At 68.6% G+C, this 25,527-nt stretch carries 23 protein-coding genes; 11 read left to right on the forward strand and 12 right to left on the reverse strand.

What is annotated here, in order from left to right:
* Positions 1–31: 31 nt before the first annotated feature.
* The 3 genes from corA (at position 32) to AVMA1855_RS16175 (ending at position 4,993) form a co-directional block, all read left to right on the forward strand.
* A complete protein-coding gene (corA, locus tag AVMA1855_RS16165; RefSeq protein WP_272564676.1) occupies positions 32–1,003 on the forward strand; it encodes a magnesium/cobalt transporter CorA in 972 nt (323 codons plus the stop codon).
* A 199-nt stretch (positions 1,004–1,202) separates the two neighbouring features.
* Complete coding sequence (locus AVMA1855_RS16170) at positions 1,203–2,318, forward strand: TRAP transporter substrate-binding protein (RefSeq protein WP_502870341.1); 1,116 nt, start codon at positions 1,203–1,205, stop codon at positions 2,316–2,318.
* Positions 2,318–4,993: a bifunctional diguanylate cyclase/phosphodiesterase gene (locus AVMA1855_RS16175; protein ID WP_284426496.1), complete on the forward strand. Its 2,676-nt coding sequence runs from the start codon at positions 2,318–2,320 to the stop codon at positions 4,991–4,993. Before AVMA1855_RS16170 ends, AVMA1855_RS16175 begins: the two co-directional genes overlap by 1 nt.
* Before the next feature lie 145 nt (positions 4,994–5,138).
* Here AVMA1855_RS16175 and AVMA1855_RS16180 read toward each other — a convergent pair whose 3' ends face one another.
* Positions 5,139–6,047, reverse strand: coding sequence for a DMT family transporter (locus AVMA1855_RS16180; RefSeq protein WP_284426497.1), 909 nt, complete (start codon positions 6,045–6,047; stop codon positions 5,139–5,141).
* 134 nt (positions 6,048–6,181) lie between these two features.
* Here AVMA1855_RS16180 and AVMA1855_RS16185 point away from each other — a divergent pair, with 134 nt between their 5' ends.
* The 3 genes from AVMA1855_RS16185 (at position 6,182) to AVMA1855_RS16195 (ending at position 8,558) form a co-directional block, all read left to right on the forward strand.
* Positions 6,182–7,168, forward strand: coding sequence for a quinone oxidoreductase family protein (locus AVMA1855_RS16185; RefSeq protein WP_284426498.1), 987 nt, complete (start codon positions 6,182–6,184; stop codon positions 7,166–7,168).
* Positions 7,165–7,986, forward strand: a complete 822-nt coding sequence (locus AVMA1855_RS16190; RefSeq protein ID WP_284426499.1) for an NUDIX hydrolase — start codon at positions 7,165–7,167, stop codon at positions 7,984–7,986. The genes AVMA1855_RS16185 and AVMA1855_RS16190 overlap by 4 nt, the downstream gene beginning before the upstream one ends.
* Before the next feature lie 251 nt (positions 7,987–8,237).
* On the forward strand, positions 8,238–8,558 hold the full coding sequence (locus AVMA1855_RS16195) for a hypothetical protein (RefSeq protein WP_284426500.1): 321 nt from the start codon (positions 8,238–8,240) through the stop codon (positions 8,556–8,558).
* Between the two features lie 53 nt (positions 8,559–8,611).
* Here the strand turns inward: AVMA1855_RS16195 and AVMA1855_RS16200 are convergent, their stop codons facing one another.
* Entirely contained in the window at positions 8,612–9,556 is a 945-nt protein-coding gene (locus AVMA1855_RS16200) for a LysR family transcriptional regulator (protein ID WP_284426501.1), read from the reverse strand.
* Positions 9,557–9,652: 96 nt separating this feature from the next.
* On the opposite strand from AVMA1855_RS16200, the gene AVMA1855_RS16205 reads away from it, so the two are divergent.
* Complete coding sequence (locus AVMA1855_RS16205) at positions 9,653–10,723, forward strand: bile acid:sodium symporter family protein (protein WP_284426502.1); 1,071 nt, start codon at positions 9,653–9,655, stop codon at positions 10,721–10,723.
* 363 nt (positions 10,724–11,086) lie between these two features.
* Positions 11,087–12,550: a YopJ family acetyltransferase gene (locus tag AVMA1855_RS16210; protein ID WP_284426503.1), complete on the forward strand. Its 1,464-nt coding sequence runs from the start codon at positions 11,087–11,089 to the stop codon at positions 12,548–12,550.
* Between the two features lie 54 nt (positions 12,551–12,604).
* Here AVMA1855_RS16210 and AVMA1855_RS16215 read toward each other — a convergent pair whose 3' ends face one another.
* Positions 12,605–12,760 carry a hypothetical protein gene (locus AVMA1855_RS16215; RefSeq protein ID WP_284407664.1) on the reverse strand — a complete coding sequence of 52 codons (156 nt, stop codon included), beginning with the start codon at positions 12,758–12,760 and terminating at the stop codon, positions 12,605–12,607.
* Between the two features lie 83 nt (positions 12,761–12,843).
* A complete protein-coding gene (locus AVMA1855_RS16220; RefSeq protein WP_284395245.1) occupies positions 12,844–13,203 on the reverse strand; it encodes an HPF/RaiA family ribosome-associated protein in 360 nt (119 codons plus the stop codon).
* 548 nt (positions 13,204–13,751) lie between these two features.
* On the opposite strand from AVMA1855_RS16220, the gene AVMA1855_RS16225 reads away from it, so the two are divergent.
* Complete coding sequence (locus AVMA1855_RS16225; RefSeq protein ID WP_284426504.1) at positions 13,752–14,588, forward strand: BclA C-terminal domain-containing protein; 837 nt, start codon at positions 13,752–13,754, stop codon at positions 14,586–14,588.
* Between the two features lie 45 nt (positions 14,589–14,633).
* Here the strand turns inward: AVMA1855_RS16225 and arsC are convergent, their stop codons facing one another.
* The gene (arsC, locus tag AVMA1855_RS16230; protein ID WP_284426505.1) at positions 14,634–15,026 is read right to left on the reverse strand and encodes an arsenate reductase (glutaredoxin); all 393 of its coding nucleotides are present in this window, start codon (positions 15,024–15,026) and stop codon (positions 14,634–14,636) included.
* Between the two features lie 80 nt (positions 15,027–15,106).
* A complete protein-coding gene (locus AVMA1855_RS16235; protein ID WP_284426506.1) occupies positions 15,107–16,777 on the reverse strand; it encodes a Na/Pi cotransporter family protein in 1,671 nt (556 codons plus the stop codon).
* A gap of 266 nt (positions 16,778–17,043) precedes the next feature.
* Here AVMA1855_RS16235 and AVMA1855_RS16240 point away from each other — a divergent pair, with 266 nt between their 5' ends.
* A complete protein-coding gene (locus AVMA1855_RS16240; RefSeq protein ID WP_284426507.1) occupies positions 17,044–18,441 on the forward strand; it encodes a hypothetical protein in 1,398 nt (465 codons plus the stop codon).
* Between the two features lie 57 nt (positions 18,442–18,498).
* On the opposite strand, the gene AVMA1855_RS16245 is transcribed toward AVMA1855_RS16240, so the two are convergent.
* From AVMA1855_RS16245 to AVMA1855_RS16275, 6 genes are all read right to left on the reverse strand, one after another.
* Complete coding sequence (locus tag AVMA1855_RS16245; protein WP_284426508.1) at positions 18,499–19,332, reverse strand: phosphodiesterase; 834 nt, start codon at positions 19,330–19,332, stop codon at positions 18,499–18,501.
* Between the two features lie 5 nt (positions 19,333–19,337).
* On the reverse strand, positions 19,338–20,402 hold the full coding sequence (locus AVMA1855_RS26640; RefSeq protein ID WP_349817117.1) for an ABC transporter ATP-binding protein: 1,065 nt from the start codon (positions 20,400–20,402) through the stop codon (positions 19,338–19,340).
* Positions 20,392–21,189, reverse strand: a complete 798-nt coding sequence (locus AVMA1855_RS16260; protein ID WP_284426509.1) for an ABC transporter permease — start codon at positions 21,187–21,189, stop codon at positions 20,392–20,394. The genes AVMA1855_RS26640 and AVMA1855_RS16260 overlap by 11 nt, the downstream gene beginning before the upstream one ends.
* 13 nt (positions 21,190–21,202) lie before the next feature.
* On the reverse strand, positions 21,203–22,021 hold the full coding sequence (locus AVMA1855_RS16265; protein WP_284426510.1) for an ABC transporter permease: 819 nt from the start codon (positions 22,019–22,021) through the stop codon (positions 21,203–21,205).
* A 4-nt stretch (positions 22,022–22,025) separates the two neighbouring features.
* Entirely contained in the window at positions 22,026–23,039 is a 1,014-nt protein-coding gene (locus tag AVMA1855_RS16270) for an ABC transporter substrate-binding protein (protein WP_284426511.1), read from the reverse strand.
* Positions 23,040–23,106: 67 nt separating this feature from the next.
* Positions 23,107–24,099 carry a LacI family DNA-binding transcriptional regulator gene (locus tag AVMA1855_RS16275; RefSeq protein ID WP_284426512.1) on the reverse strand — a complete coding sequence of 331 codons (993 nt, stop codon included), beginning with the start codon at positions 24,097–24,099 and terminating at the stop codon, positions 23,107–23,109.
* A gap of 479 nt (positions 24,100–24,578) precedes the next feature.
* On the opposite strand from AVMA1855_RS16275, the gene AVMA1855_RS16280 reads away from it, so the two are divergent.
* Positions 24,579–25,523, forward strand: a complete 945-nt coding sequence (locus tag AVMA1855_RS16280) for a hypothetical protein (protein WP_284426513.1) — start codon at positions 24,579–24,581, stop codon at positions 25,521–25,523.
* The last annotated feature ends 4 nt before the right edge of the window (positions 25,524–25,527 follow it).

Here is a 25,527-nt window from a genome sequence, read left to right on the forward strand (position 1 = left end):
CCAGGCCGTTGCCGTCGACCTGAATTGCCCCATGCTGATCAATTGCGTTGCCTACCAAAACGGTGCCAAGCTGGCCGATATCTCGGTCGACCACATCAGCGATTACGTCTCCCTGCCGGGCTGCTTCGTCTGGGTGGCCCTGGCCGATGCCACGCCGCAGGAGCTTGAAGAGATGCAGCAGGAGTTCGGCCTGCACGAACTCGCCGTGGAGGACGCCCAGCACGGCCACCAGCGCCCCAAGATCGAGGAATACGGCAATTCGCTGTTCGCCGTGCTGCATCTGGTCGAGCCCGACCCGGAGCAGGGCGGCATCAACGTGGGCGAGGTCGATGTCTTCGTGGGCAGCAACTACGTGCTGTCGGTGCGCAACCGCAGCAAGCTCGGGTTCCTGGGCGTGCGCGAGCGCTGCGAGCGCCAGCCCGAACTGCTGCGCACCGGGTCGGGCTTCGTGCTGTATGCCCTGCTGGACGCGGTGGTGGACCGCTACTTTCCGGTGATCGACGCGCTGGAGGTGGAACTGGAGCAGATCGAGCAGCAGATCTTCACCAAGGGCGCGCCGCACAACAACATCCAGCGCCTTTACGAACTCAAGCGCCACGCCATGGTGCTCAAGCGGGCGGTGGCGCCGCTGATGGAGGGGGTGGGCAAGCTGCACGGCGGGCGCGTGCCCCAGGTGTGCATGGGGTCGCAGGATTATTTCCGGGACGTGCTCGACCACCTGAGCCGCATCAACGGCTCGATCGACGCCATGCGCGACACCATCGGCACCGCCATCCAGGTGAACCTGTCGATGGTGACGATTGAGGAGAACGAGATCACCAAGCGCCTGGCGGCCTGGGCCAGCATCTTCGCGGTCTGCACCGCGTTCGCCGGCATCTGGGGCATGAACTTCGAGGGCATGCCCGAGCTGAAGTGGACCTACGGCTACCCGGCGGCGCTGGTGCTCATCCTGAGCGTGTGCGGCTACCTGTACTACCGCTTCCGGCGGGCGGGCTGGCTCTGAGCCGCGGGTCGGTGAACGCGTCCCGGCGGCGGCCGGCCGCGGGGCATCCGGTGGCGCGCCGTGCCGGGCGCGCGGGTGTTGTCAAACGGATCGCTCCTGGGTCGCTGCCCATTGGTCAAATCGCAGCAAGATGGTACAAAAGCCGGGGAGGGAGAAATCTCTGGCGGCGACACGGCAACAAGAACCACGGCGTTCCTTCATGCAACACCTTTTCCTGACCCGCGCACTGTGCCGACTGGCACTGGCCTGGCTCTGCTTCGCTCCCCTGGCAGGGCACGCCCAGAGCCCCCCGGCCGCCGGCGGACCGGGCGCATCGGCCCCGGCCCCGACCCCCGCGCCGTTCATGCTGCGCGTGGTCGGCAGCCTGGGTGCCCTGTCGCAGTACACGCAGCGCGAGGCGCCGTTCTGGACGCAGGAACTCGCCCGGCTCAGCAATGGCCGGTTCTCTTCCACCATCGTGCCGTTCGATCGCGCGGGCGTGCCGGGCATGGAGATGCTGCGACTGGTCGAGCTGGGTGTGGTGCCGTTCGGCACCGTGTTGATGAGCTCCCTGACCGCGCAGTACCCGCAGTACACGGCGCCCGATCTGCCGGGCCTCAGTCCCGACATCGCCAGCCTGCGCACCACGGTCGCCGCGTTTCGCCCCTATCTGGAGGCGTCGCTGCGCCAGGAGCGCAACATGGAGATGCTGGCCATCTACGTCTATCCGGCCCAGGTGATCTTCTGCAAGAACGCCATGACGGGCCTGGCCGACCTGTCCGGCCGGCGCATCCGCGTGGCCTCGGCCTCGCAGGCGGACTTCATCAGCGCGGTGGGCGGCATTCCGGTGCACACGGGCTTCGGCCAGATGGTGGCCAGCCTCAAGGCCGGAGACAGCGAATGCGCCGTGACCGGCACCATGTCGGGCAACACCATGGGGCTGTACGAGGTGACCCAGTACGTCTATCCCATGCCGCTCACCTGGGGCCTGTCGATCTTCGGGGCCAACCGCGATGTGTGGAACTCGCTGCCCCCCGACCTGCGCACCCTGCTGCAGCGCGAGGTGCCCCGGCTGGAGGCCGCCATCTGGGCCGATGCCGAGCGCGAGACGACCGAGGGGCTCGCGTGCAACACGGGCTGGCCCACCTGCGTGAAGGGCGCCAAGGGGGCCATGGTGGTGGTGCCGGTGTCGGCGGCCGACGATGCGCGGCGCGTGGAGATCCTGCGCACCACCGTGCTGGCGAACTGGCAGCGGCGCTGCGGCCCCGCCTGCGTGGATCTCTGGAACCGCACCGTCGGCCCTGCGCGCGGCATCACCGCCCCCCGGGCCCCGTGATGCCGTCCATTTCCAGGCGCATCCGCATCGCCGTCGGCAGTGTCGTGGCCGTGTTTCTGCTGGCCCTGGCCGGGGCGGCCGCATGGCTGGTGTGGAGCACGCGGCACTCCGCGCTGGCCGAGAGCGAGGCGCAGGTCACGCGCTTTGCCACCGGCGCCGAGGCTGCGGTCAACCGTTCGCTGCTCGGCCTGGATGTGCTGCTGGCCAGCACCGCCGACCTGATGGCGATGCGCGAGCAGGTACACGAATCCCGCGATCCCGGCGCGGTGAGCCAGCTGCTGCGCGCGGCCGCGCGCCAGAACCTCATGGTGCGCTACGTGGCCCTGCTGGACGGGCAGCGCAAGGTGGTCGCCTCCTCGGACACGGCCGGCGGGCGCGTGGGGATGGAGCTGCCCTCGGGCTTCTTCGAAGAAGTCATGGGCCAGCCCGTGCCCACGCTGGCGATCAGCGTGCCGACCATCAGCTTCGCCAGTTCCGAGCGTGTGCTGTACGTGGCCCGCCACGTGCGCGCGCTGAACGGCGAGCGTTTGATCGCCGTGGCCCAGGTGCCCACCAGCATGCTGGTGTCGGTGCTCACGCAGGCGGTGGACATTTCCGGGCTGGAGGTCACGCTGGAGCGCGGGCAGGGGCAGATGCTGCTGGGGTTCTCGGGCCGGGGCGATGCGCGCCACCGTGCGCGGGTGCATCCCCTCAGCGAGGTCGGCGTGCCCATCAGCGCCTGGGGCCAGGGCGCGCGCATCACCGGCGTGTCGTCGCTGGTGGTGGCGCGGCCCATTCTGTACCCGGATTTCTGGATCTCGGCCAGCCTGCCCGAAGCGGCGGCGCTGTCGGCCTGGCGCAGCGAGCGCACGGCCATCGTGCTCGTGGCGCTGTTCTTCGGCGTGACCGTGGCCGTGGCGGGCCTGTTCACCATCGCCTACCTCACGCGCATGAACCGCGCGCGCATGGCGCTGGCCAGTTCCAAGTCCACGCTCGACCAGGCGCTGGGCTCCATGGTCACCGGCTTCGTGCTGCTGGGCCGCGACCTGGAAGTGCTGCAGTGGAACCGCCGCTTCGAGGACATGTTTCCCTGGCTGCGCGGCGTGATGACCAATGGCCTGCCGTTCCGCGCGCTGCTGGAGGCGACGGTGCTGCACCACCTGCCCGAGGCCAGCGAGCGGCAGCGCCGCGAATGGGTCGACCAGCGCCTGGCGCTGCAGCGCCACCCGCAGGGCACGCACGAACAGATGCTGCCCAATGGCCACTTCATCCAGATCACCGAGCGCGCCACGCCCGAGGGCGGCCTGATGATCTCCTACCACGACGTGACCGACCTGCGCCTGGCCAGCGCCGAGATCGAGAACCTCGCCTTCTACGACCTGCTGACCGGCCTGCCCAACCGGCGCCTGCTGCTGGACCGGCTCAACCAGGCCGCCGCCACGGCGGCGCGCTCGCGCGAGCTGGGGGCGCTGCTGTTCCTGGACCTGGACCATTTCAAGACCCTCAACGACACGCAGGGCCACGAAGTGGGCGACCTGTTGCTGCAGCAGGTGGCGGTGCGCCTGAAGGATTGCGTGCGCACCACCGACACCGTGGCGCGGCTGGGCGGCGACGAGTTCGTGGTCATGCTGTGCGACCTGGCGCGCGATCCGCAGGAGGCCGCCACGCTGGCGCGGCGCATCGGCGAGAAGATCCTGCTGGCGCTGAGCAAGCCCTACCAGTTGCGGGCGCAGACGCACCACAGCAATTGCAGCATCGGCGCCACCGTGTTCGGCGACTCGCGGCAGTCGGCGGCCGAGCTGCTCAAGCAGGCCGACATCGCCATGTACCAGGTCAAGGCCCGGCGCGGCCACGGCCTGTGCTTCTTCGATCCGCAGATGCAGGTGGTCATCACCCAGCGCGCGCAGCTCGAAGTGGACCTGCAGGTCGCCATCCAGCAGGGCCAGTTCGTGCTGCACTACCAGCCGCAGTTCACCTTGCCCGGCACCATGGTGGGCGTGGAGGCGCTGCTGCGCTGGCAGCACCCCGAGCGCGGCCTGGTGGCCCCCGGCCACTTCATCGCGGTGGCCGAGGAGAGCGAGCTGATCGTGCCCATCGGCATGTGGGTGCTGCGAACGGCCTGCGAGCAACTGGCCGAATGGCAGCGAGATCCGCGCCTGCGCAACGTGCACGTGTCGGTGAACGTGAGCGCACGGCAGTTCCGCCACCCCGACTTCGTGGCGGGCGTGGTCGAGGTGATCCAGGAGACCGGCATCCGCCCGCACCTGCTGGAGCTGGAACTGACCGAGTCGCTGGTGCTGGACAACGTGGAAGACTCGGTCGCCAAGATGCACCTGCTGCGCACCAAGGGCGTGCGGTTCTCGGTGGACGATTTTGGCACCGGCTATTCGTCGCTGGCCTACCTCACGCGACTGCCGCTGCACCAGCTCAAGATCGACCAGTCGTTCGTGCGCAACCTGGGCGTGCGCCCCACCGACGACGTGATCGTGCAGACCATCATCGGCATGGCGCGCAACCTGGAGCTGCAGGTGATCGCCGAAGGCGTGGAGACCGCCGAGCAAAAGGACTTCCTGGCGCTGCACGGCTGCGACCTGTACCAGGGCTACCTCTTCGCACGGCCCCTGCCGGTCGAGGAGCTGGTGGAGCGCTTTGCCGGCACCGCCGCGCCGAGCGCGCCCCTGCCCGGGCCGCTCTGAGCCGCTCTAAACCAGCCGCGCCTGTGCTTCGGGCCGGCCGCGTCAGCGACCCGGCCCACAGGCGGACTGCCGGTTTGCTATATTTTTAATAGCGGTATGCCCTAGTATCGATTGCGCTGGAGGCCGTTTTGCCTCGTATGGCCGTTCAGGCCTTGTGGGGCCGGGACGAGGCGACGATGCCGCCCACGATCAACAGGAACGCCGCCGCATGGTAGGGGCGCGGCGTCTCGCCCAGGAACATCGCCGACATCACGGCGGCGAAGAGCGGCGTGAGGTTGATGAAGAACCCCGCCACCGCCGGGCCCGCGCGCTGCACGCCCACGCCCCAGCACCGGTAGGCCAGGATGGCCGGCCCGAGCGCGATGAAGGCCAGCGCCGCGGCCAGCGGCCAGCCCCATTCGATGTGCGTGTGGCCCAGGGCCCATTCGCCGCTGGCGAAGGCGCCCGACCAGGCCAGGCCGAACACCATCTGCGCCATCAGGAACGCCGCCCAGTCCGAGCGCACCGTGGCCGGCTCGTGCGTGCGCGACAGCAGCCAGCTGTAGAACGCCCAGGAGATCGTCGCCAGCACCATGAACAGATCGCCGGGCACCAGGCGCAGCGCGAGCAACTGGCCCCACTCGCCCCGGCTCAGCACCAGCAGCACTCCGGCCATGGACAGCACCGCGCCGATCAGCTGCGGGCGCCGCACGGGCGCGCCGAAGCACAGCGCGCCCACCGTCAGCATCCACAGCGGCAGGCTGGAGCCCACGAGCGTCACGTTCAGCGGCGTGGAGGTCTGCAGCGCCATGTACTGCAGCGCGTTGTAGCAGCCGATGCCCAGCAGCCCGAGCGCCGCATAGCGCCGCCAGTGCGGCCACAGCGGGCTTTGCGGCCCCAGCACGCGGAACGCCAGCGGCAGCAGCACCAGGAACGCCAGCGCCCAGCGCATGAAGTTCAGCGTGACGGGCGGCACCAGTGTGTGGACCAGCCGGCCCACCACCGCGTTGCCGGCCCACAGCAGCGGCGCGGTGGCCAGCAGGGCGATCGTGCCCGGGGTGAGTCGTTGCGTCATGGGCGAGGACTGTAGCGCCTCGCTCCGGCAGGCCGCGGCAAAACATGGCAGGATTCACCCGCTTTCCGTCAGCCGGTCGCCCGCTTTTCGTTCTCTCGTTCCTTCCCCCTTCTCAGCTTGCAGGAGTGTTCCCCATGAGCCTTGCCGTCCAGATCCGCCAGCATGGCGGCCCCGAAGAACTCCATGTCGTCGATGTGGCCGTCGGCGACCCCGGCCCGGGCGAGATCCGCATCCGCCACCATGCGGTGGGCCTGAACTTCATCGACGTGTACCACCGCACGGGCCTGTACCCGCTGCCCATGCCAGCCACCCTCGGCATGGAGGGCGCGGGCATCGTCGAAGCCGTGGGCGAGGGCGTCACGCACCTGAAGGCCGGCGACCGCGCGGCCTACGCCAGCAACCCGCCCGGCAGCTACTCCGAAGTGCGCGTGATGCCCGCCAAGACCGTCTGCAAGCTCCCCGACGCCATAAGCTTCGAGACCGGCGCGGCCATGATGCTCAAGGGCCTCACGGCGCAGTACCTGCTCAAGAAGACGCTGCCCGCCGAGGGCCTGCAGCCCGGCGACCACGTGCTCTTTCACGCAGCCGCCGGCGGCGTGGGCCTGATCGCCTGCCAGTGGGCCAAGGCCCTGGGCCTGCAGCTCATCGGCACGGCCGGCAGCGACGAAAAATGCCGCCTCGCGCTCGCCAACGGCGCGGCGCACGCCATCAACTACCGCACCGAGGACTTCGCCGCGCGCGTGAAGGACATCACCGGCGGCAAGGGCGTGAAGGTGGTGTACGACTCCGTGGGCAAGGACACCTGGGAGAAATCGCTCGACTGCCTGCGTCCCTTCGGCCTCATGGCCACCTTCGGCAATGCCTCGGGCCCGGCGCCGGCGTTCCCGCCCGGCCTGCTGGGCGCCAAGGGTTCGCTGTACGTCACGCGGCAGACGCTCTTCACCCACATCGCCACGCGCGAGGCCACGCAGGCCATGGCGGACGACCTGTTCGCAGTGGTGCAAAGCGGCGCAGTCAAGATCCACATCGAGCAGCGCTACCCCCTGCGCGACGTGCAGCAGGCGCACCGCGACCTGGAGGCCCGCAAGACCACAGGCTGCACCATCCTCACCCTCGAATGAGCGGGCAACCCGTGCCGGGCTGGGTGCCCGCCGCGCGCCGCCAGGCGCAGCAGCCCCCCGCCGCGCCGCGCCTGCCGTTCCTGGTGGCCGGATATGCCGTGGGCTCGGTGGCCGAGGGCGTTCTGGATGAAATCGCCCTCACGCCGGTGGATTCTTTGCCTTGTTTGCTATTAAAAAAGGAGCATTTCGGTGCGCCTGCATGGCACCTCGATGCCCCGGCGGGCGACGCGACCGCCGCCCTGGCGGCCCTGGCGCAGGCGCTGCGCCAGGCCGGCCGCTGCGGGGCCTGGCGCGACGAGCAACTCGCCGTGCGCAACGCCGCCGGCGAGCGCATCGGCACCGTAGAGCGCGGCGCCGTGCGCCCCTTGGGGCTCGCCACCCAGGCCGTGCACCTGGTGGGCAGCATGCCGGGGGGCTGCCTGTGGGTGCAGCAACGCGCCTTCGACAAACCCACCCACCCTGGAAAGTGGGACACGCTCATGGGCGGCATGGTCAGCGCCGCCGACACGCTGGACACCGCCCTGGAGCGGGAAACCTGGGAAGAGGCGGGCCTGCGCATCGGCGCGCTGCACGCCGTGGCGCACGGCGGCCACGTGGACTTCGCCCGGCCCAGCAGCGATGGCGAAGGCGTGGGCTACATGGTCGAGCGCATCGACTGGTTCCACGCCACCGTGCCCGAGGGCCTGGTGCCAGAGAACCAGGACGGCGAGGTGGAGCGGTTCGAACTGCTGCCCGCCGCCGAGGTGCATGCGCGGCTGGCGCGGGGCGAGTTCACGCCCGAAGCGGCGCTGGTGCTGGCGGGGTTCTACGGCTGGTGATCCCGGAGCGCTGCGTTCATTGAAATCTTGCTTCGCATCATGGTCTGCGTGGGCAGACTGCGGGACTATCTGGAAGCTCTTCAGGAAAAACATCGCGCCATTCGCAGGCCGCTCTGTCGGGAATGCCTGCGTCTCGTGCCCAATCGGGCGCCACTGCGTCGGAGCAGGGCGCTCGCCCTCGCACGCGGATCGGTGGGGAGTCGTCTTCGGCCCGCCCACTCAGCGTCAAGGAGCAGCGGCACCAACAGTTGATGGCGCAAGCGGCCGCGCAGGGCGGTGTCTATGCACAAGGCAGCTACACGCCCAAACCGAAAACGGAAAAACCGCCAGCCTCTGTGTCTTCTCCGTCCTCGAGCTTCACGCGTCAGGAGTCTTTCGACCCCGACATGCAAACCATGATGTTCAACACGCCCGATGCGAAGGAGTTTTATCAGCACATGGTGAACCCTGGCGCGCACGCCCAAAGCAGTGCGTCTGCCGACGCTGCTGCGCCACCGAGCGGTCGTGTTCTTGGACGCAGCGGGCCGATCCAGAACCGCGATTACAACGCTGGGCCGGCGCCTCAGCGTTAGGGCGCTGGCGCAAGCCGCTGAGAGCGGGTTTCGAAGGCTTGGCGATGCAAGTCTTATGACGTCGCTTCGGTCGAGTGCCTTGGCTCTGCACGGGTCGGACTTCTTGTCTGCCGCTCCTGAGCCACCGTCCGCACCAAGTCCCACGCGGCCTGGGCCACCGGCGCCAGCGCCCGGTTGCGGCGGTGGACGAGCACGATTTCGCGGTCCACGCGCGGGCGCAGCGGGCGCACGGCCACCCCGGGCAGGCCTTCCGGCGGCAAGGCCAGGGTGGGCACCACGGTGATGCCCAGGCCCGCGGCCAGCATGCGGAAGATCGTGGTCGGGTGGCCGACCTCCTGCGCCACGGTGGCGGCCACGCCCTGGGCGGAAAACGCCTGGTCGATGAGGCGGCGGCTGCCCGAGGCATGGTCGAGCAAAACCAGCGGCTCGCCCGCCAGATCGGTCCAGCGCACGCTGCGCCGGCGCGCCAGGGGATGGCTGGGCGGGCAGGCCACGCAAAAGGGCTCGGTGAGGATGGCCTCGCAGGTGAGCGACTCGCGGTCGCCGGGATCGATCACCACGCCGAAATCCACCTCGCCCGACAGCACGCTCGCCAGCACGTCGTTCTGGATGCGGTCCAGCAGCACGATCTGCAGGCCCGGAATCTCGCGCTGGCAGCGGGCGATGCAGTCAGGCATCAGGTGGGCCGAAAGCGTGGGGCTGCTGGCCACGCGCACCCGGCCCCGCCGTTCGGACGCCATGCCGCGCACGTCCAGCAGCACCGCGTCCAGGTCTTCCAGCACGCGCTCCAGGCGGGCGGCGAGGCTGCGGCCCGCCTCGGTCAGCTCGACCTCGCGCGTGGTGCGGTTGAGCAGCTGCAGGCCAAGTTGCGCCTCCAGTTCGGTGATGCAGCGGCTCACCGCGGGTTGCGTCAGGCCGATCTGTTCGCCTGCGCGGCTGAAATGGCGCGTGGCGGCGACCGCGCGAAAGACATGGAGCTGGCGCAGCGTGACATTCATGATTTCCAATCATAAAACCATCAGATAAATCCATTTCTCTTTGGATCGTGCGCCGGGCCTAATGGCGGCCATCCGATTGCAAAGGTTCAGTGTTCCATGGCCCGCTCCCGTTTCCTTCCCGACAATTTCACCCTCGCGCTGCTCGCCACCGTGGCGCTGGCCAGCCTGCTGCCTGCCTCGGGGCGGGTGGCCCAGGGCTTCGAGCAGGCCACGCTGGCCGCGGTGGCGCTGCTGTTCTTCCTGCACGGCGCCAAGCTGCCGCGGGAGGCCATCGTGGCCGGCCTGTCGCACTGGCGCCTGCACCTCGTGGTGGTGGCCTCCACCTTCGTGCTCTTTCCGCTGATCGGCTGGGCCCTGCGGCCGGTGCTGCAGCCGCTGGTCACGCCCGAGCTGTACCTGGGCGTGCTCTTCCTGTGCGTGCTGCCGGCGACCGTGCAGTCGGCCATCGCCTTCACCGCCATGGCGCGCGGCAACATGCCTGCCGCCGTGTGCGCGGCCTCGGGCTCGACGCTGCTGGGCATCGTGATCACGCCGCTGCTGGTGGGCTGGCTGCTGCCGGGCGTTCCCATGGCGCATGGCGCGGGCGGCGCAGCGGGTGGGGGCACACACGATCTGCTGGCCAGCATCGGGCGCATCACGCTGCAATTGTTCGTTCCCTTCCTGTCGGGCCATCTGCTGCGCCCGTGGATCAGCGGCTTCGTGCAGCGCCGTGCCGCGGTGCTCAAGTTCGTGGACCAGGGCTCGATCCTGCTGGTGGTCTACACGGCCTTCAGCGCGGCCGTGATCGAGGGGCTGTGGCGGCAGATTCCGCTGCCGGCGCTGGCCGGGCTGTTGGTCGTGTGCGCGGTGATTCTGGCCATCGCCCTGGCGGCCACGACCTGGATCAGCCGGCGGTTCGGGTTTTCGAAAGAGGACGAGATCACAGTGGTGTTCTGCGGCTCCAAGAAAAGCCTGGCCAGCGGCGTGCCCATGGCCAAGGTGCTGTTCGCCTCGCACGCGGTGGGGGCCATCGTGCTGCCGCTGATGGTGTTCCACCAGTTGCAGCTCATGGTGTGCGCCGTGCTCGCCCAGCGCTACGCGCGCCGGCCCGAGGGGCTCGCCCCCGCGGATCGCATCGCTGCCCATGCGGCAGCGGCCCGCGCGGCCGAGACGCCGCGGGTTCCGTAGGGGCGACGGAAGGGGGCTGATGGAAGGCGTTGCGGGGCCGGGTGGCTGGCAGAGACGGCGCACCCCCCGCTTCGCTCGGCGCGCAGCCGGTTCGCGCGGGTGGGCGCGATGGCGCCCGGGGCGTGCCATCTTGCCCTGTGCCCGCCGATGGCCGGGGGGCGTCCCTCCTCCCCCGACCCCATGCCCAGCCCCGTTCCTTCTGTTCCTTCATCGTCCCGCCGGCCCCGTCCCGCCACTGCGCAGGAAGCCGCGACTTCCGCGGATCAACGCCCCGCGCAACGACCGCGCCTGACCGGTCCCTCGTCCCTGCCAGGGCAGGCCGTTCCGCCTCTGCCGCCGCGGCGTTCCGGGCCTGCGCTGCCGATGACGCCCGCCCGCACTGCCCTGTGGCGCTGGGTGAGAGCCCATGCGGATGCGCCGTTGCTTGACAATGCGTCCGCCCTGTCGCGCATGGGCATCGAGCCCGAAGCCCGCCTGCTGGCGCCCGTGCCCGACCGCCCCAGCGTGCCCACCCCGTCGGTCTCCCCAGGCGGCCTGTGTCTGCCCATGAGGCTAGCCCTTCCCCCGGCTCCCCGTGTCGCCCTGCCGGAAGGCGACACGGCTGCCGTACAGAGGCGCCAGGTGGTCGATTGGTTGAGAGAACTGCGCGCGGTGGCTGCCGACCTGCACGACGAGGGCGTCAGCCCGGACGATGAGCCCGATGCCACCCGCAAGCTCGACAAGCTGGCCATGCCGGCCATGCCGGCCATGGTGGCTGCGCTCAATGCGGAGGACCCGCGACTGCGCCTGGTCTATGCGCACGTCAACGAGCCCGACGACCGGGGCGTGCTCCCCGACAACGAGGGCTTCGGCTCCGCGGAGTGGACGCAGTTCCTGAAGGCTGCGCCGCCGGGGCGCTGGCGGGTCGTCCTGGACAACTCGACCCACAACCTTGCGCTGGACGTGCGGATTGACGGGTTGCCGGGGCAGCCCGGCCGCCGCGGATCCATCGTGCACCTGAGCCCGTCCTTGGCGGGGAACGCCGAGCCACTCATCACGGCCGCCGAGATAGCGAGCCATCTGCACCTGCCGGACGATTGGCCTTTGCTGCTTGCGGACGTGCCGGCGCAAAAGAGCCTGCGTTCCTGCAGGATCTTTGCCCTTTCGATGGCCCTGAAGTGCCACAAAGATGCCTCCATCGACGCCCTGCATGACCAGCGCCTGCGCGGCGCGCCGCTGCCGTTCGCCGCGGTGCCGGTCGAGGCCGAGTTGCTGCAGCCGGCCGAATACTCCAGCGACGACGAGAGCTTCGGCAGAGAAAGCGATGGTGACGGCGTGGCATCTTCGGATTCAGAATCCGATGCCGATTCTTCCTCGCGGCTGCGGAGGGACGCCGGCAAGCGCGGTGCGAGCGCTGTTGCGCAACACCGGCACCTTGCGCCAGCCGACCCTGCCGTGCCTCCGCAGGGGCCGCGGACCGGCCTGTTGGGGCACTATGCCCTGGACGCAGCGGCCTGGGTCGGTCTGCCATTCATGAAGCACGCCCAGTCCCGCAACGAGGTGCTGGCCTATCTGGCCCGGAGCCCGATGAACCCATCGGATCCCTTGAACCGCAAGGGGCAAACGCTGGTGCAGCGCCATGATGCCCACCGGGTCGCGCGCTGGCCGCAAGCCGATGCGCGGCACTCCGGCCCGCTGATGCAAAGCGCATCGATCGAGCTCAAGCGCATCGCCTTCCTCGACAAGGCCTTGCAGCATGCCGCCATTTGCCCGCCGGGAGAGGTGCAGGACTTGTGCGCGTTCATGGACGGCGTGGACCGCCGTTGGCAGGACCGTTACCGCAATTGAACGCGCTGCGGCGCCCATCGCCGCGCGGGCGGGCCCGGGTGGCGGGCACCGGCCTCATTCCTTTTCTTCGCCGGGCGGCACCTTCAGGCGGTCGTTGCGGACCTCCTTCATCATGGCTTCGCCATCGGGGTCTGTGTCGTCCACCGGCACGCTGTCTTCCTGGGTGATTTCCGGCTCGTCATCGCCGTGGGGGTGCTTGGGGGTGTTCATCGTGTCTCCTGGGACGGAAATACAGGCCGGGCAGGCCCTGGCAGGGCTGGCCCGGGCGGTCGGCGAGCGCCGACTGTGCTCGATCAAGGCTGCAGCAATTCCGGCTGCGTGCGGATGGAGGTGCGATCGCGCTGGTCCTTGAGCTTGCCGAGGGCGCTGTCCAGTGCGCGCTGCAACTTGGCTTCGGCGCCGCGGAAGGCTTCGTCCACCGTGGGTGCGTTGTGGGTGGCAACGACGGGTGCATGCTGGGGCACCAGCGCTTCGATCACGCAGCGCTTGTCGTCCGCGCCGCCCCGGTCATGGTTGACGTCCGACAGGTGCACCTCGACGCGCCGCACGCCTTCGTTGAACCGCGACAAATTCTTGCGGATCTCCGCATCCGCCCAGCGTTCCAGGCTCTCGCGGTTGTCCATGCCATTGCCCGTGTTGATGTGAATTTCCATGAGATCTCCTGATGCAGATAAGAGCGCCCAGAGTGCCTTGGGCGGTCCCGCCGCCCTGTAGGCCGAGGGAGCATGGGGCCGTGCGCAGGGTCCTTTGTCACGTTGCGTGACACCTGGGCTGAAGCGCCCCTCACATCGCTCAGCCGTGGCGCTGTGCCCCGTGGAAATCGAAAAAAAAGCCATGCGGGTGCCTTGGCATGGGGCGGATTCGCCTGTTAAATTTCGTAAGAGGGGTGAGAGGTGCTGCAGGCGTCGAGCCATGCACCAGGAGCGGAAGACGCAGGCGGTTTTCCGGACAGCGGCCCCGAGTCTTTGCCGTGACCCGAGCGTCGTTGCACGCCCTGTGTCCCGGTTCGGGAAGGGGCATCCGGCAAAGAAGTCGTTTCTCAAAAAATCAGAACGGGTTGCGCCATGCACACGATTTCCTCTTGCCCGCGGCATCGCCGCCATGCCATCGCGGCGTTGATCGCCTGTACGGCTTCCCTGCATTTCGCCGCGGCGAATGCCGCCGATGTCAGCATCACGCTGCCCCTGGCGGCGGCTTCAGTGTGCGCAGCAGTGGCGGCACCGATGAGCGCCTTCGGGTGCAGTCCGATGGCGCGGTCCTGTTGCCCGCGCTGCCTGCCTCGCCGCAGCAGGGCCAACTGGCATGTTTCGACGGCGCTTCGGGCCGCCTGGGGAGTTGTTCCCCGGCCGCTGCTTCGGCCTTGGCGGGGCCCACCGGCGCGACCGGTCCGGCCGGGCCTGGCGGAGCGACAGGTGCTACGGGCGCCACGGGCGCGCAGGGGGCGACCGGCGCAACCGGGTCATCGGGCGCGACCGGCGCGACGGGGCCCATCGGATTGGCCGGCGCCACCGGTCCGGCGGGCCCGCAAGGCCTTCAGGGCGTGATGGGGGCCACGGGCCCGACCGGTGCGGCGGGCGCCACCGGCACGGCGGGTGCGACCGGGGCCACCGGCCCTGCGGGCACTGGTGGGGCGGTGAGTGCGGTGTCGATGGCCGCGCACAACACGGCCGGCTCCACCATCGCCGTCCTGCTGGGGGGCACCAATGTGCCGATGCCGCAGGCGCAGAACCTCGGCGGTGGCTTTGTCGCCAATGGTTCCAACGACGTCTTCACGGTGCCCACCACGGGCCGCTACCGCGTGAAATACGCCATGCGCACCACCGCCGCCACCCTGGCGAGCGCCCGGGTGCTGATCAATGGCGCCTCCTATCCCGCCTTGACCGAGGTGCCCAGCACGTCGACGAACCGGTATCTCGGCGAGACCATCGTGACGCTGATCGCGGGCTCCACCTTGCAGGCCCAGTTCTATGGGATGTTGGGCTCGGTGACCTTGGACGGCGGGGCGGGCGCGACCCTGATCGTCGAACAGATGGACTGACCCCATCCGATGGGCGCACGGGCGGGCGCCGGGCCCACCGCTTCGCTAGCGGGCGGGCAGAAGATCCGCCACCCGTTCGGCGGGCCGGCACAGGCGCACGCCCCGCGGCGATACCACGATGGGTCGGTTGATGAGTACGGGGTGGGCTGCCATGGCATCGAGCAGCCGGGTGTCGTCCAGGGCCGGATCGGCGAGTCCCAGTTCCGCATGCAGCGGGTGCTTCTCGCGCAGCATGTCGCGCGCCGGCACGCCTGCCCGCGTGACCAGCCATGCCAGCATGGCACGCGAAGGCGGGGTCTTCAGGTACTCGACCACATGCGGCTCGATGCCGCTCGCACGGATCAGCGCCAGCACGTTGCGCGAGGTGCCGCATTCCGGGTTGTGATAAATGACGACGTCGGGTTCGAAGGCGCGGTCGGGCAGGGCAGGGGAGGTCACAGGCGGGGCTTTCGGCAAGGGGTTTGGGCGCCGCAATGACGCGGCACTCGGAAGGGGCGCGTGCGTGGGCGGCGAGCCCGTCATTTTCCGATCGTGGCGTCCTGCGCCGCGCCGGTGGCCGAGCGCAGGCGGTTGGGCGCCAGGGCACCGGCCGAGTCCAGGATGGGATAGGCGATCGAGCAGATGTGCGAGTTGATGCGCTTGAGTTCGCTGATCAGGTCGATGTGCAGCGAGCTGGTTTCCATGCTCTGCACCGTCTTGTCCGCCAGGCGCACCAGGTGGGTGGCGGCGTAGGCGCGCTCCAGGTCGCGAAAGCGCGCTTTTTCTTCGAGCAGCTTCTGCGCGTCGCGCACCGTGCCGTTGAGGAACACGCTCATTCCCAGGCGCAGGTTGTTGATCAGGCGCTCGTGCAGTTCCGTGATCTCGGCCATGCCGGCGTCGGAGAACTGGCGGCCCTTCTTGATCTTCTTGTCTTCGATGTCCAGCAACACGCGTTCGATGATGTCGCCGATCTGCTCCATGTTGATGGTGAAGCTGATGATGTCGGTCCAGCGCCGGCTCTCGTCCTCGCCCAGCGCCTCGCGGGAGATCTTGGTCAGGTAGTACTTGATGGACGAATACAGATCGTCCACCTCGTCGTCCATCTTGCGCAGGCGTTCGGCCAGTTGCACATCATTCTTCTTGATCACATCGAGCACACCCAGCAGCATGGTCTCCACCACGTCGGCCTGGTGCAGCGCCTCGCGGGCGGCGCAGGAAATGGCCAGCGACGGGGTGGACAGGGCCGACGGGTCCAGGTGGTGGGGCCGCAGGCTCTGCGCGCCCACGGGCTTGGGCAGCAGCCGGGTCACCCAGGTGGCCACCCATTGCGTGAAGGCGATGAACCCCAGGCTGATGACCACGTTGAAGCCCAGATGGAACAGCACCACGCCCTGCGCGGTACCTGGCATGTGGGGCTGCACATAGCGCAGCCACAGCCCCGCGAACGGGGCCACCAGCGCCACGCCCATCAGCTTGAAGACCAGGTTGCCCACGGTCACCTGCCGTACCTCCACGGCCGATTTGGCCGTGGTCAGCACGGCCAGCAGGCCGCTGCCCAGGTTGGCCCCCAGCACCAGGCCCAGGGCCACGTCCAGCGGCACCACGTGCGAGGCCGCCATGGCCGAGATAAGCAGCACGATGGCCAGGCTGGAGTACGCGATCACAGCCAGCACCGCGCCCATGACGATCTCCATCACGATGTCGCTGTTGAGCGAGCCGAGCATGGCCTTGATGATGGGGGAGGCCAGCATGGGGCCGCTGGCCTGCACGACCATTTCGAGCGCCAGCAGCATCAGCCCCAGCCCGATGAGCACGCGCCCCACGCGCCCGGCCGAGCTGGACTGGCGGGTGATGAACAACACCACGCCCACGAAGATGAAGAGGGGGGACAGCCACGACAGGTCGGTGGAGAACAGCACCGACATGAGGGCCGTGCCCACGTCGGCCCCGCGCATCACCGCCAGCGCGGCGGGCAGGGTGATGAGCCCCTGGCCCACGAACGACGAGGTCATGAGCGAGGTGGCCGTGCTGGACTGCACCAGGGCCGTCACGCCGATGCCCGACAGCGCTGCCGTGAAGCGGTTGCCCATGCTGCGGGCGAGCATGGTGCGCAGGTTGGCGCCGAACACACGCAGCACGCCCGTGCGCACCAGGTGGGTGCCCCAGACCAGCAGTGCCACGGCGGCCAGCAGATTCAACAGGTGCTTCATGAAAGGGATCGGATGCTTCACCCGGGGGCGGGGCACAGGGCTCCTGGCCTGCCTGCCGTTCCGGGAGTGACAGCATACTCCTGAATCCATAGCAGCCCGCCAGCAACCACGGGCCTGGGCGGGTCGGATCGGTGTGCCGGGTGGCCTGGATGGCACGGGATGGCCCGGGTTTCGCGCGCCGGGCAAGGGCTTCGGGCGCTGCGGCGCGGTGGGTCAGGCCCGTTCCTACCCTCGGCCCTTCCATTAAAGCATTCAAGGGAGAAGCCATGGTCCACATCAAAGAAATCACGTCTCCGCCGCGCGTTGCCCGTTCCGTTGAGGAGCGCATCCAGGAGGGCGCACCGCAACGCAGGTCCACTTCCATGTCCGCAGCGACACTGGGCTTGCAGGGCAGAGCGCTGGCCCTGCAAACCAAACCCGAGGATTCGGGGCCGCCGCCCACCCGCCGTCCCCCTCCGCCGAAACTTTCCCGACCAGCCGGGGCGCGTCACCGCGAACCGGCCGTATCCGGCACCGCTGCGTCAGCCTCGGCGACCCGTGCGGCGGCGCTTGCCGAGGCGCGTGCCGGCAAGGCCAAGGCTGTCGCCGTCGCCTCTACAGGCCGCTCGGGCCCTCCGCCCGTGGAAAATACCGACGCATGGCGCGACCTCGCAGCCGCAGGGATTCTGAGGATGCAGGGGTATGTCGGCCAACCAGAAAAGTCAGTGGCCGAAAACCCGGCGGCAATGCAGATCCGGATCAAGCGTCTGCAAAGCATGGCGAGCCTCAAAGCCGATTCGCTGCGTTTTCAATCGGAAATGCGCAAGCAGATGAACGGCTTGGACGGGAGCGCGACGCCGGAGAGCTACAAAAAATGGGTGCAGGCTGCATCGGTGAACCTGGAAGCGGTGTTCCAGACAGCGGAGGCTGCGGCGCGCGAGGCGCATGCGCGGCTGGAGGTAGAACCTGAATCGGACGCTGACTCCGATACGGACGTCTTCATGGACGCGCGGTCGGATTGGGACGCGGATGTGGAAACGCACACGGAAGCAGAAACAGATGCTGCAACGGAAGCGAATGAAAGTGTGCAGATCGACGTGGAGGCGAACGTGGCGTCCACCCAGTCGGAATCTCCGAAATCGGCTGCCAGCCCCCGTGCCGGTGACGTGATCGCATCAACCCAGCCGGTGTCCAGCGCTTCTTCGACCGAGGGCTCCGCCCCGGCTTCCCCCACACACGTTGCCAGCACGGCGGCTGCCGAGTCAACCGCCGCGCTGGCACAGAGCGCGGCAGACGAAAAGCGCCACGAAACGGCGCAGGCCCTGTTGTCGCTCCGCACCATGAACATGAGATATCACGTCAGTGGCGTGCTGGAGCTCCTCGAAAACGTCCAGTCGATGGGCAGAAAGATCCAAAACCTGGAGCAGGTGCTGGCGACTAAAGATGAACTGCTTCAAGGCCATGGCGATCTGGTGGAACAACTGGCCGACGAAACGGTGAGCGCCCGGCTGGATCCTCGGCAGCTCAAGCAGTGGCGCGATGCCGCGGCCATGGACCCTGGAGCGAAATTCAATGAACTCGCGGCATCGATCAGCGACATCAAAGCCCGCATGCGCAACGGTGTGGAGCATCTGACCAGGATCGAGGACTACTCCATGGCAGAGATTTTTCCGAGGAGCCGATGAGCGAAGCCGTGCCGAGCGGGCCCCATCGCGGCAAATGGGTTTGGATGGACGAGATCCTCAATCGATGAGTTGCCCCGCCTCATGGAACGGATACGGCCCGGGATATGTCCCGCTGGCCGCGATGTGGCTGACCAGCCGCCCGTCCTGCGGCAGCGCATGCACCGCAAAGCCCGGCGGCTCCAGCGTCCAGGCCGAGGCGGCGTCGGGCGCCAGGTCCAGGCACACCTGGTGCGCGGGCGATGGCACGGTCGCTGCCAGCGTGCCGCCGAAGCGCACCTGGATGGCGCGGTGCAGGTGGCCGCAGACCACCCGCTCCACGTTGGCGTGCCGCGCCACGATGTCCTCCAGCGCTTCGGCGCCTTCCAGCAGGCCGATGGCGTCCATGTGGCCGATGAGCGTGCGAAACGGCGGGTGGTGCATGGCGATCACCACGGGCCTGCCGCGGTGCGCTTCCAGTTGGCGCTCCAGCCAGGCGAGCCGTGCCTCGCACAGGCCGCCTTCGCTGGCGCCGGGCACCACGGTATCGAGCGCGATGAGCTGCAGCCCACCCACTGGCACGCTGTATTGCACGAAGCCTTCTTCGCCCAGGTAGGCGTGCTCGGGAAAGCTGGCGCGCAGTTGCTCGCGGTCGTCGTGGTTGCCGGGCAGCAGGTAGAGCGGCATGGCCCCGAGCGGCGCCAGCAGTTCGCGCAGGTGGTCGTATTCCGCCGGCCGGCCGAAGTCGGTCAGGTCGCCGGTGACCACGACGGCATCCGGGCGCTGCGGCATGCGCAGCACAGTGTCCACGGCCTGGCGCAGGTAGGGAGCGGTGTCCAGCCGGCCATAGGCCAGCCGGCCGGGCTCGCGGATGTGCAGGTCGGAGAGCTGCAGGAGCAGGGTGGTGGTGTTCATGCGGGTCATGCGCTGAGGCTTTCGGTGACGGACAGCAGGCGGTGCGTGGCGATCCGAAAGCCTACCCGCTCGCCCTCGCGCGCGGGATGGTCGCGGTGCACATCGGCCAGGAGGGGCGCATGCCCCGAAACGGCCAGCGTGAGCTGCACGCGGTCGCCCAGGAAACTGCGGCGCGTCACGGCGGCGCTGCCCCAGTCGGGCAGGGTCGGGCCCACCTCGACGTCCTCGGGGCGCACAAGCAGAGCGTCGGCCGAAGCCGAAAGGGCGTCGCAGACCTGCAGCGCCGTGAGGTGCGGCAGTCCCCGCGCTGCGCTGGGGTCCACGGCCGGCACGATGCGGTTCACCCGGCCCAGGAACGTGGCCACGAACGGGTGGCTGGGCGTGCGGTAGAGCGCCTCGCCGTCGCCCACTTGCACGATGCGGCCGGCATGCATCACGGCCAGGCGGTCGGCAATGGCCAGGGCTTCCTGCTGGTCGTGGGTGACGTGGATCGCCGTGATGTGCAGGCGGCGCAGCAGGTCGGCCAGTTCGTCGCGCAGCGATTCCTTGAGCTTGGCATCCAACGCGGTGAGCGGCTCGTCCAGCAGCAGCACGCGCGGGCGCGCGGCCACGGCGCGGGCCAGGGCCACCCGCTGGCGCTGGCCGCCCGAGAGTTCGGCCGGGCGTTTTTTCTCCAGGCCGCCCAGGCGCACCAGATCGACGAGTTCGCCCACGGTGCGGCGGCGCTCGCTTTCGGCCACGCCGCGGATCTTGAGGCCATAGCCGATGTTGGACTCCACCGTCATTTGCGGAAAGAGCGCGTAGTGCTGGAACACCATGCCCACGCCGCGCTGCTCGATCGGCATGTGGGTCACGTCGGTGTTTCCGAAAGCGATGCGGCTGCCCGCATCGGGGGCCTCCAGCCCGGCGATCAGGCGCAGCAGCGTGGTCTTGCCGCAGCCCGACGGTCCGAGCAGCGCCATCACCTCGCCGGGCTCCACGGTCAGGTCGGTGGGCTGCAGGCCGCGGGTGCCGTCGGCATAGGTTTTGGCGCACTGGACCACGTCCACGCGCGTGCGTTCAAGTTCCATGGTGTTTCTCGATGAAGGTGCCGATGGCCTGCAGGCCCCACAGCACGGGAAGAATGACGATCAGAAAGACCAGCGTGTAGGCCGAGCCGATCTCGATGCGCATCGATGCATAGCTGTCGGCCAGCCCCACGGGCAGCGTGCGGGTGAGCGGGGTGTGCAGCATCCAGGTGAGATTGAATTCGCCCACCGAGAGCGTGAACACCATCAGGCTGCCCGCCACGATGGCCGGCAGCACGGCCGGCACCAGCACGCCCAGAAAGCGCTGCGCGAAGCTGGCGCCCAGCGAGCGCGCGGCCTCTTCGAGCGAGCGCAATTCGTGCTTCTGGAATGCCGATCCCACGGTGCGCACCATGAAGGGCAGCGTGAACACCATGTGCCCCACCAGGATGAAGGCGAAGCTCTGGCGAAAGCCCGAAAGCTGCCCGTAGGCGAGGATGAGCGCCAGCGCGCTGGCCAGGCCCGGCACGGCGACGGGCAGGGTGAGCAGTTCTTCGAACAGCCGGGCCCAGCGGGAGCGGCTGCGCGCCAGGGCATAGGCGCAGGGCACGCCCAGCAACAGGTTGCCCAGCACGCACAGCAGCGCGAGCACCAGGGACCAGCCCACCGTGCCGCCGTAGTTCTCCCACACCTCGCCCAGCCAGCGCAGCGTGAGCCCGCTTTTCAGGCCCACGCTGTAGTTGTTGACCAGCCCGGCCACCACCGAGAGGGCGATGGGCGCGATCATGAACAGCGCGACCAGGGCGGTCAGCGCCATCAGCAGTGCCGGTGCCTGTCTTGCGTTTCGCATGGTTTCGGCTCCTTCAGAAAGCGGTGGTGCCGGACACGCGGCGCGACACCCACAGCGCCAGCCAGGTGATCAGCCCGAGCGTGATCGACAGGCTGGCGGCCAGCGCGAAGTTGGCATAGTTGGTGAACTCGTTGTAGATGGTGATGGGCAGCACCTCGAACTTGGCCGACAGCGTGAACGCCGTGCCGAACGCGCCCATGGCCGTGGCGAAGACGATCGCGCCGCAGGCCAGCGTCGTGGGCGCCAGTTCGGGCACCCACACATCGCGCGCCACGCGCCAGCGCGAGGCACCCAGGGAGCGGGCCGCTTCTTCCAACTGCGCATCCATGCTGCCGGCCGCCGCCGTGTAGGTGGCGATGGCCCGCGGCAGCGAGAAATACAGATACGCCAGGAACAGGCCGGTGAGCCCATAGGCGAACGTGGTGCGGCCGGCGCCCAGCGCCTCCGACAGGTCGGCCACCAGCCCCTGCCGCCCGCCCAGCAGGATCATGAAAAAGCCCACGATCACGCCGGGGAACGACAGCGGCAGCGTCAGCAGCGACAGCAGCAGCGCACGGCCATGAAAGCGCTGGCGCGCCAGCGTGATGCCTACCAGCGCACCCAGCATCAGCGTGGCCAGCGTGACGGCGAGCGACAGTCCCAGCGTCTGCAGCAGGCTCTGCAGATAGCGCGCATGGGTCAGCACCGCGAAGTAAGTGTCCCAGCCCTTGGCCGCCGGCAGGGCCAGCAGCAGGGCGACGGGCAGCAGCCAGAACGCCGCGAAGAACGCCACGGCAGGCGCGGCGCACGCTAGCAGCACCGGGCGCGACGGAGCGGAACCACCGTGGCCCATGGCGTTACTGCACTTCCTTCAGATAGCGATCGGAGAACGCCTTCTGCGCAGCCGCCATGCGGCCGTAGTCCACGGTCTTGGCGCGCGCGTAGTCGCTGGACGGCAGGAAGCGGGCCTGCACCTCCTTGGGCATGGCGTTGGCGCGCACCGGGCGCAGGTAGGCGTTGGCCCAGAGCGCCTGGCCTTCGTCGGACAGAACGAAGTCCAGCACCTTCCTGGCCTCTGCCGCATGCGGGGCATTGGCCACCAGGCTCATCACGTAAGGCACGACCACGGTGCCTTCCGCAGGGATGACGAACTGCACGTTGGCCTGGTCCTTGTACTTGGCGCGGTAGGCGTTGAAATCGTAGTCCAGCAAGATCGCGATTTCGCCCGACAGCACGCGGGCGTAGGCCGTCTGCTTGGGCACGATGGGCTCGTTCTTCTGCAGTGCCTTGAAGTAATCGATGCCGGGGGCGAAGTTGTCCATGGAGCCGCCGCGCGCCTGGTTGACCGCCACCGCGCCCACATAGCCCACGAAGGCCGAGGCCGGATCGAGGTAGCCGATCAGGCCCTTGTAGTCGGGCTTGAGCAGGTCGGCCCACGATTGCGGCACCGGCTTGCCCTTGAGCGCATCGACGTTCACCATGAAGCCGAGCGTGCCCGAGTGGATGGTGAACCAGTGGCCCGCCGGGTCCTTGAGGCCTTCCGGAATGTCCTTCCAGCCGGCGGGCTGGTAGGTGCCCACCACGCCGTCTTTCTGAGCCTGGATGGCGAACGTCACGCCGAGGTAGGTCACGTCGGCCACGGGGCTTGCGCGCTCGGCCACCATCTGGGCGAGGGCCTGGCCGGAGTTCTTGTTGTCCGGCGGCACGGTCACGCCCGTGCGGGCCTTGATGGCCTTGAGCTGGCTGCCCCAGTCGGCCCATTCGGGCGGGCAGTTGTAGCAAATGGCGGTTTGCGCCATCGCGGCGGCGCCGGAGGCCAGGCCGAAGGCCAGCACGGTGGTGCGGATCAGGGTTTGCAAGGTGTGTTTCATCGAGGGCTCCAGAAAAGCAGAACGAAGGAAGGGATGGGTTGGGGGAGTGGGTTGCGGGATCTGTCGGTCAGGCGCCTGCGCAGGATTCGCCGGCACGGAAGCGATGGGGCAGCGTCAGGCTGGCCTGTGGCGTCAGCGGCGCATCGGCGGCCATGGCCTGGATCAGCAGCTCCACGCTGCAGCGGCCGATGTCCGCATTGGGCTGGGCCACGGTGCTCAGCACGGGGGTCAGGTCCTGCCCCAGCGCGATGCCGTCGAAGCCCACCACGCTGAGATCGCGCGGCACGGCGAGGCCCGCCTGGTGGGCGGCCCGCAGGCAGCGGATCGCAATCAGGTCGTTGGAGCAGACCAGGGCGGTCGGGCGCTCGGCCCCGCGCAGCCACTGCGCCACGTCCTCCACCGCGGTTTCCACGAACGGCACTTCGACCACCGGCGCCTGCGTCAGCCCGGCAGCGGCCATGCCGCGTCGAAAGCCGCGGCAGCGCTGCTGTGCGCGGTCCGATGCGGCCAACTGGCCGCTCACCATGGCGATGCGCCGGTGCCCCAGGGCCACCAGCCGTGCCACCAGGTCGGCCACGGCGCCTTCGCTGTCCACCGAGACGCAGGGGTGGCCGGGGTGCCGGTTGTAGGCCAGCACGTAGGGCAGGGCGGATGCCGCCAGGCGTGCGAGCGCCGTGGAGGACTCGGGCTGCGAGACCACGAGGATCATGCCGTCCACGTCGCCTGCCAGCAGCAGATTCACGGCGCGCTCTTCCTGGGCGATCACGTAGTCGGTGGTGAATGGCAGGATGGCATAGCCCGCCAGCGCCGCGGCGCGCGCGATGCTTTCGAGGCATTCCGCGAACACGGGATTGAGCAGCGTGGGCAACACCACCCCGATGACGCGGCTGCGCTGCGTGCGCAGGGTGCGGGCACTGGCGTTGGGCGCGTAGCCCAGGCGCTCGGCCACGCCGAGCACGAGGTCGCGCGTGGCGGGGGTGACCTTGTCCGGCAGATTGAACGCGCGGGACACGGTGGCGACCGAAACCCCGGCTTCGCGGGCGACGTCCTGGATGGTCATGGGAATGGGATGGGGCTGCAAAAGGCCATGTAATCGATTTCATGGCATTGGAATGGGGCGGCGTGACGGCGTGATGACAGTCGCGCGCGGTGGGAGCAAAGTCCGAGGGTTCGTCCGCCAACGGGTGTCTTCGCGGCCCGCATGGACGCAGGGCGATGTCGTGCTTAACCTGTGTGTTCCAGTTCGGCATGAGGCGGACTCGGATGGTCGAAGGACGCATGCCCTTGTCCGGCGCCTGCGGCCTGTCCCTTTCAAACCGGGCGCCAGAATCGAGGAGCCGACTTATGGTGTCACCGCTTTCATCCCGGGGCCGTCCGCCTGCCGCGCTGGCCCCCAGTCCAGGTGTCGGACCCCCTTCCACTGGTCGAGACTCCGCCTGCGGGTGCGCGGTAGCTGTCCACGGACTGCATTCGCGTAAAGCCGCCGGTATCGCCGTAATAGAAGGCCTGCTTCGCCCCCGCCAAACCCTGTCCCCCGCAGTGGACCGGCAGTTGCGCGGCTATGTCATGGCACGGGCCATCGATGGCCGGCATGTGGAAGGGCCTGACCTTACGCGCCTGCGCAACGCCACCGCCACGGTCGAGCAGGTCCGAGCGCTGTTGCCGAGCGGTCGCGGCAACGTCAAAGACGACATTGCGCGATTCGGTCACGAAAGCTCCAGGAGGGTCGAAGCGGGCCGGCTTGTGAAGAACATGCTGGTGGAGCACGGCCTGCCGCGAGTTGTGGCCTACGCTGCCGGAGGAATTCTGGCCCAGGCCGGCAATTGTGCAGAGTTCGCTGCCTTGACCATCATGCTGCATGTCCCTCTGTTGAAAGAAGCCAGCTCAGGCACCGACAAGGGGGAGTTCATTTACCTCGTGAAGTCGCAGTGGATCGACCACGACTGGGCAGAGCTGAGGGACGGGCGGGGGCCGGATTACCACATGGTATTGGACCCTTGGCTTCGCGGACCCGCAGTCTTTTCTGCAGACAGCCAATGGGCAGGTGATGCCGGCGACTTCACCCTGAGCCTGGAGCACGGCCATGCCTCGGGCTTGAAAGACAGGGCTGAAATGGAGACGGCTTTGACCGGGAACTCGCCATCTCTGCTGGCCCGCTTCGACCAGGGCTTGCGCGAGGTTGGACCCACGATGCGCTACGCGCCACACACGGTCTTTCCTTCCATGGCGGTGGTGGGCCGGGGGTTCGAGCGGCGAGTGCAACTCAAGCTACAGGCCCCCGTCGATGTTGCCAAGGCCCGCGTTCCTTCTGAAGTGCGTGCCTTGAATCCCAACCTTCGGCGGACCCAGCGCGCTCTGCTCAATGAGGTGCTGGCCGTGGGCGTCGCGCGGCAGATGGACGTCGGCGCAGGCATACGAAGCGCAACGCAGGAAGTGCCCGGGTTGCTGGATGCCGCCAGACGGCTGCGTGACAAAGGCGCCTGACGCT

Source organism: Acidovorax sp. SUPP1855, assembly GCF_030158955.1.
Classification (GTDB): domain Bacteria; phylum Pseudomonadota; class Gammaproteobacteria; order Burkholderiales; family Burkholderiaceae_C; genus Paracidovorax.

Excerpts from the sequence above, each read along its gene's own strand:
- corA (WP_272564676.1), top strand. The coding sequence starts at position 32 with ATGCTGATCAATTGCGTTGCCTACCAAAACGGTGCCAAGCTGGCCGAT.
- AVMA1855_RS16170 (WP_502870341.1), top strand. The coding sequence starts at position 1,203 with ATGCAACACCTTTTCCTGACCCGCGCACTGTGCCGACTGGCACTGGCC.
- AVMA1855_RS16175 (WP_284426496.1), top strand. The coding sequence starts at position 2,318 with ATGCCGTCCATTTCCAGGCGCATCCGCATCGCCGTCGGCAGTGTCGTG.
- AVMA1855_RS16180 (WP_284426497.1), bottom strand. The coding sequence starts at position 6,047 with ATGACGCAACGACTCACCCCGGGCACGATCGCCCTGCTGGCCACCGCG.
- AVMA1855_RS16185 (WP_284426498.1), top strand. The coding sequence starts at position 6,182 with ATGAGCCTTGCCGTCCAGATCCGCCAGCATGGCGGCCCCGAAGAACTC.
- AVMA1855_RS16190 (WP_284426499.1), top strand. The coding sequence starts at position 7,165 with ATGAGCGGGCAACCCGTGCCGGGCTGGGTGCCCGCCGCGCGCCGCCAG.
- AVMA1855_RS16195 (WP_284426500.1), top strand. The coding sequence starts at position 8,238 with ATGGCGCAAGCGGCCGCGCAGGGCGGTGTCTATGCACAAGGCAGCTAC.
- AVMA1855_RS16200 (WP_284426501.1), bottom strand. The coding sequence starts at position 9,556 with ATGAATGTCACGCTGCGCCAGCTCCATGTCTTTCGCGCGGTCGCCGCC.
- AVMA1855_RS16205 (WP_284426502.1), top strand. The coding sequence starts at position 9,653 with ATGGCCCGCTCCCGTTTCCTTCCCGACAATTTCACCCTCGCGCTGCTC.
- AVMA1855_RS16210 (WP_284426503.1), top strand. The coding sequence starts at position 11,087 with ATGACGCCCGCCCGCACTGCCCTGTGGCGCTGGGTGAGAGCCCATGCG.
- AVMA1855_RS16215 (WP_284407664.1), bottom strand. The coding sequence starts at position 12,760 with ATGAACACCCCCAAGCACCCCCACGGCGATGACGAGCCGGAAATCACC.
- AVMA1855_RS16220 (WP_284395245.1), bottom strand. The coding sequence starts at position 13,203 with ATGGAAATTCACATCAACACGGGCAATGGCATGGACAACCGCGAGAGC.
- AVMA1855_RS16235 (WP_284426506.1), bottom strand. The coding sequence starts at position 16,777 with ATGAAGCACCTGTTGAATCTGCTGGCCGCCGTGGCACTGCTGGTCTGG.
- AVMA1855_RS16240 (WP_284426507.1), top strand. The coding sequence starts at position 17,044 with ATGGTCCACATCAAAGAAATCACGTCTCCGCCGCGCGTTGCCCGTTCC.
- AVMA1855_RS16245 (WP_284426508.1), bottom strand. The coding sequence starts at position 19,332 with ATGAACACCACCACCCTGCTCCTGCAGCTCTCCGACCTGCACATCCGC.
- AVMA1855_RS26640 (WP_349817117.1), bottom strand. The coding sequence starts at position 20,402 with ATGGAACTTGAACGCACGCGCGTGGACGTGGTCCAGTGCGCCAAAACC.
- AVMA1855_RS16260 (WP_284426509.1), bottom strand. The coding sequence starts at position 21,189 with ATGCGAAACGCAAGACAGGCACCGGCACTGCTGATGGCGCTGACCGCC.
- AVMA1855_RS16265 (WP_284426510.1), bottom strand. The coding sequence starts at position 22,021 with ATGGGCCACGGTGGTTCCGCTCCGTCGCGCCCGGTGCTGCTAGCGTGC.
- AVMA1855_RS16270 (WP_284426511.1), bottom strand. The coding sequence starts at position 23,039 with ATGAAACACACCTTGCAAACCCTGATCCGCACCACCGTGCTGGCCTTC.
- AVMA1855_RS16275 (WP_284426512.1), bottom strand. The coding sequence starts at position 24,099 with ATGACCATCCAGGACGTCGCCCGCGAAGCCGGGGTTTCGGTCGCCACC.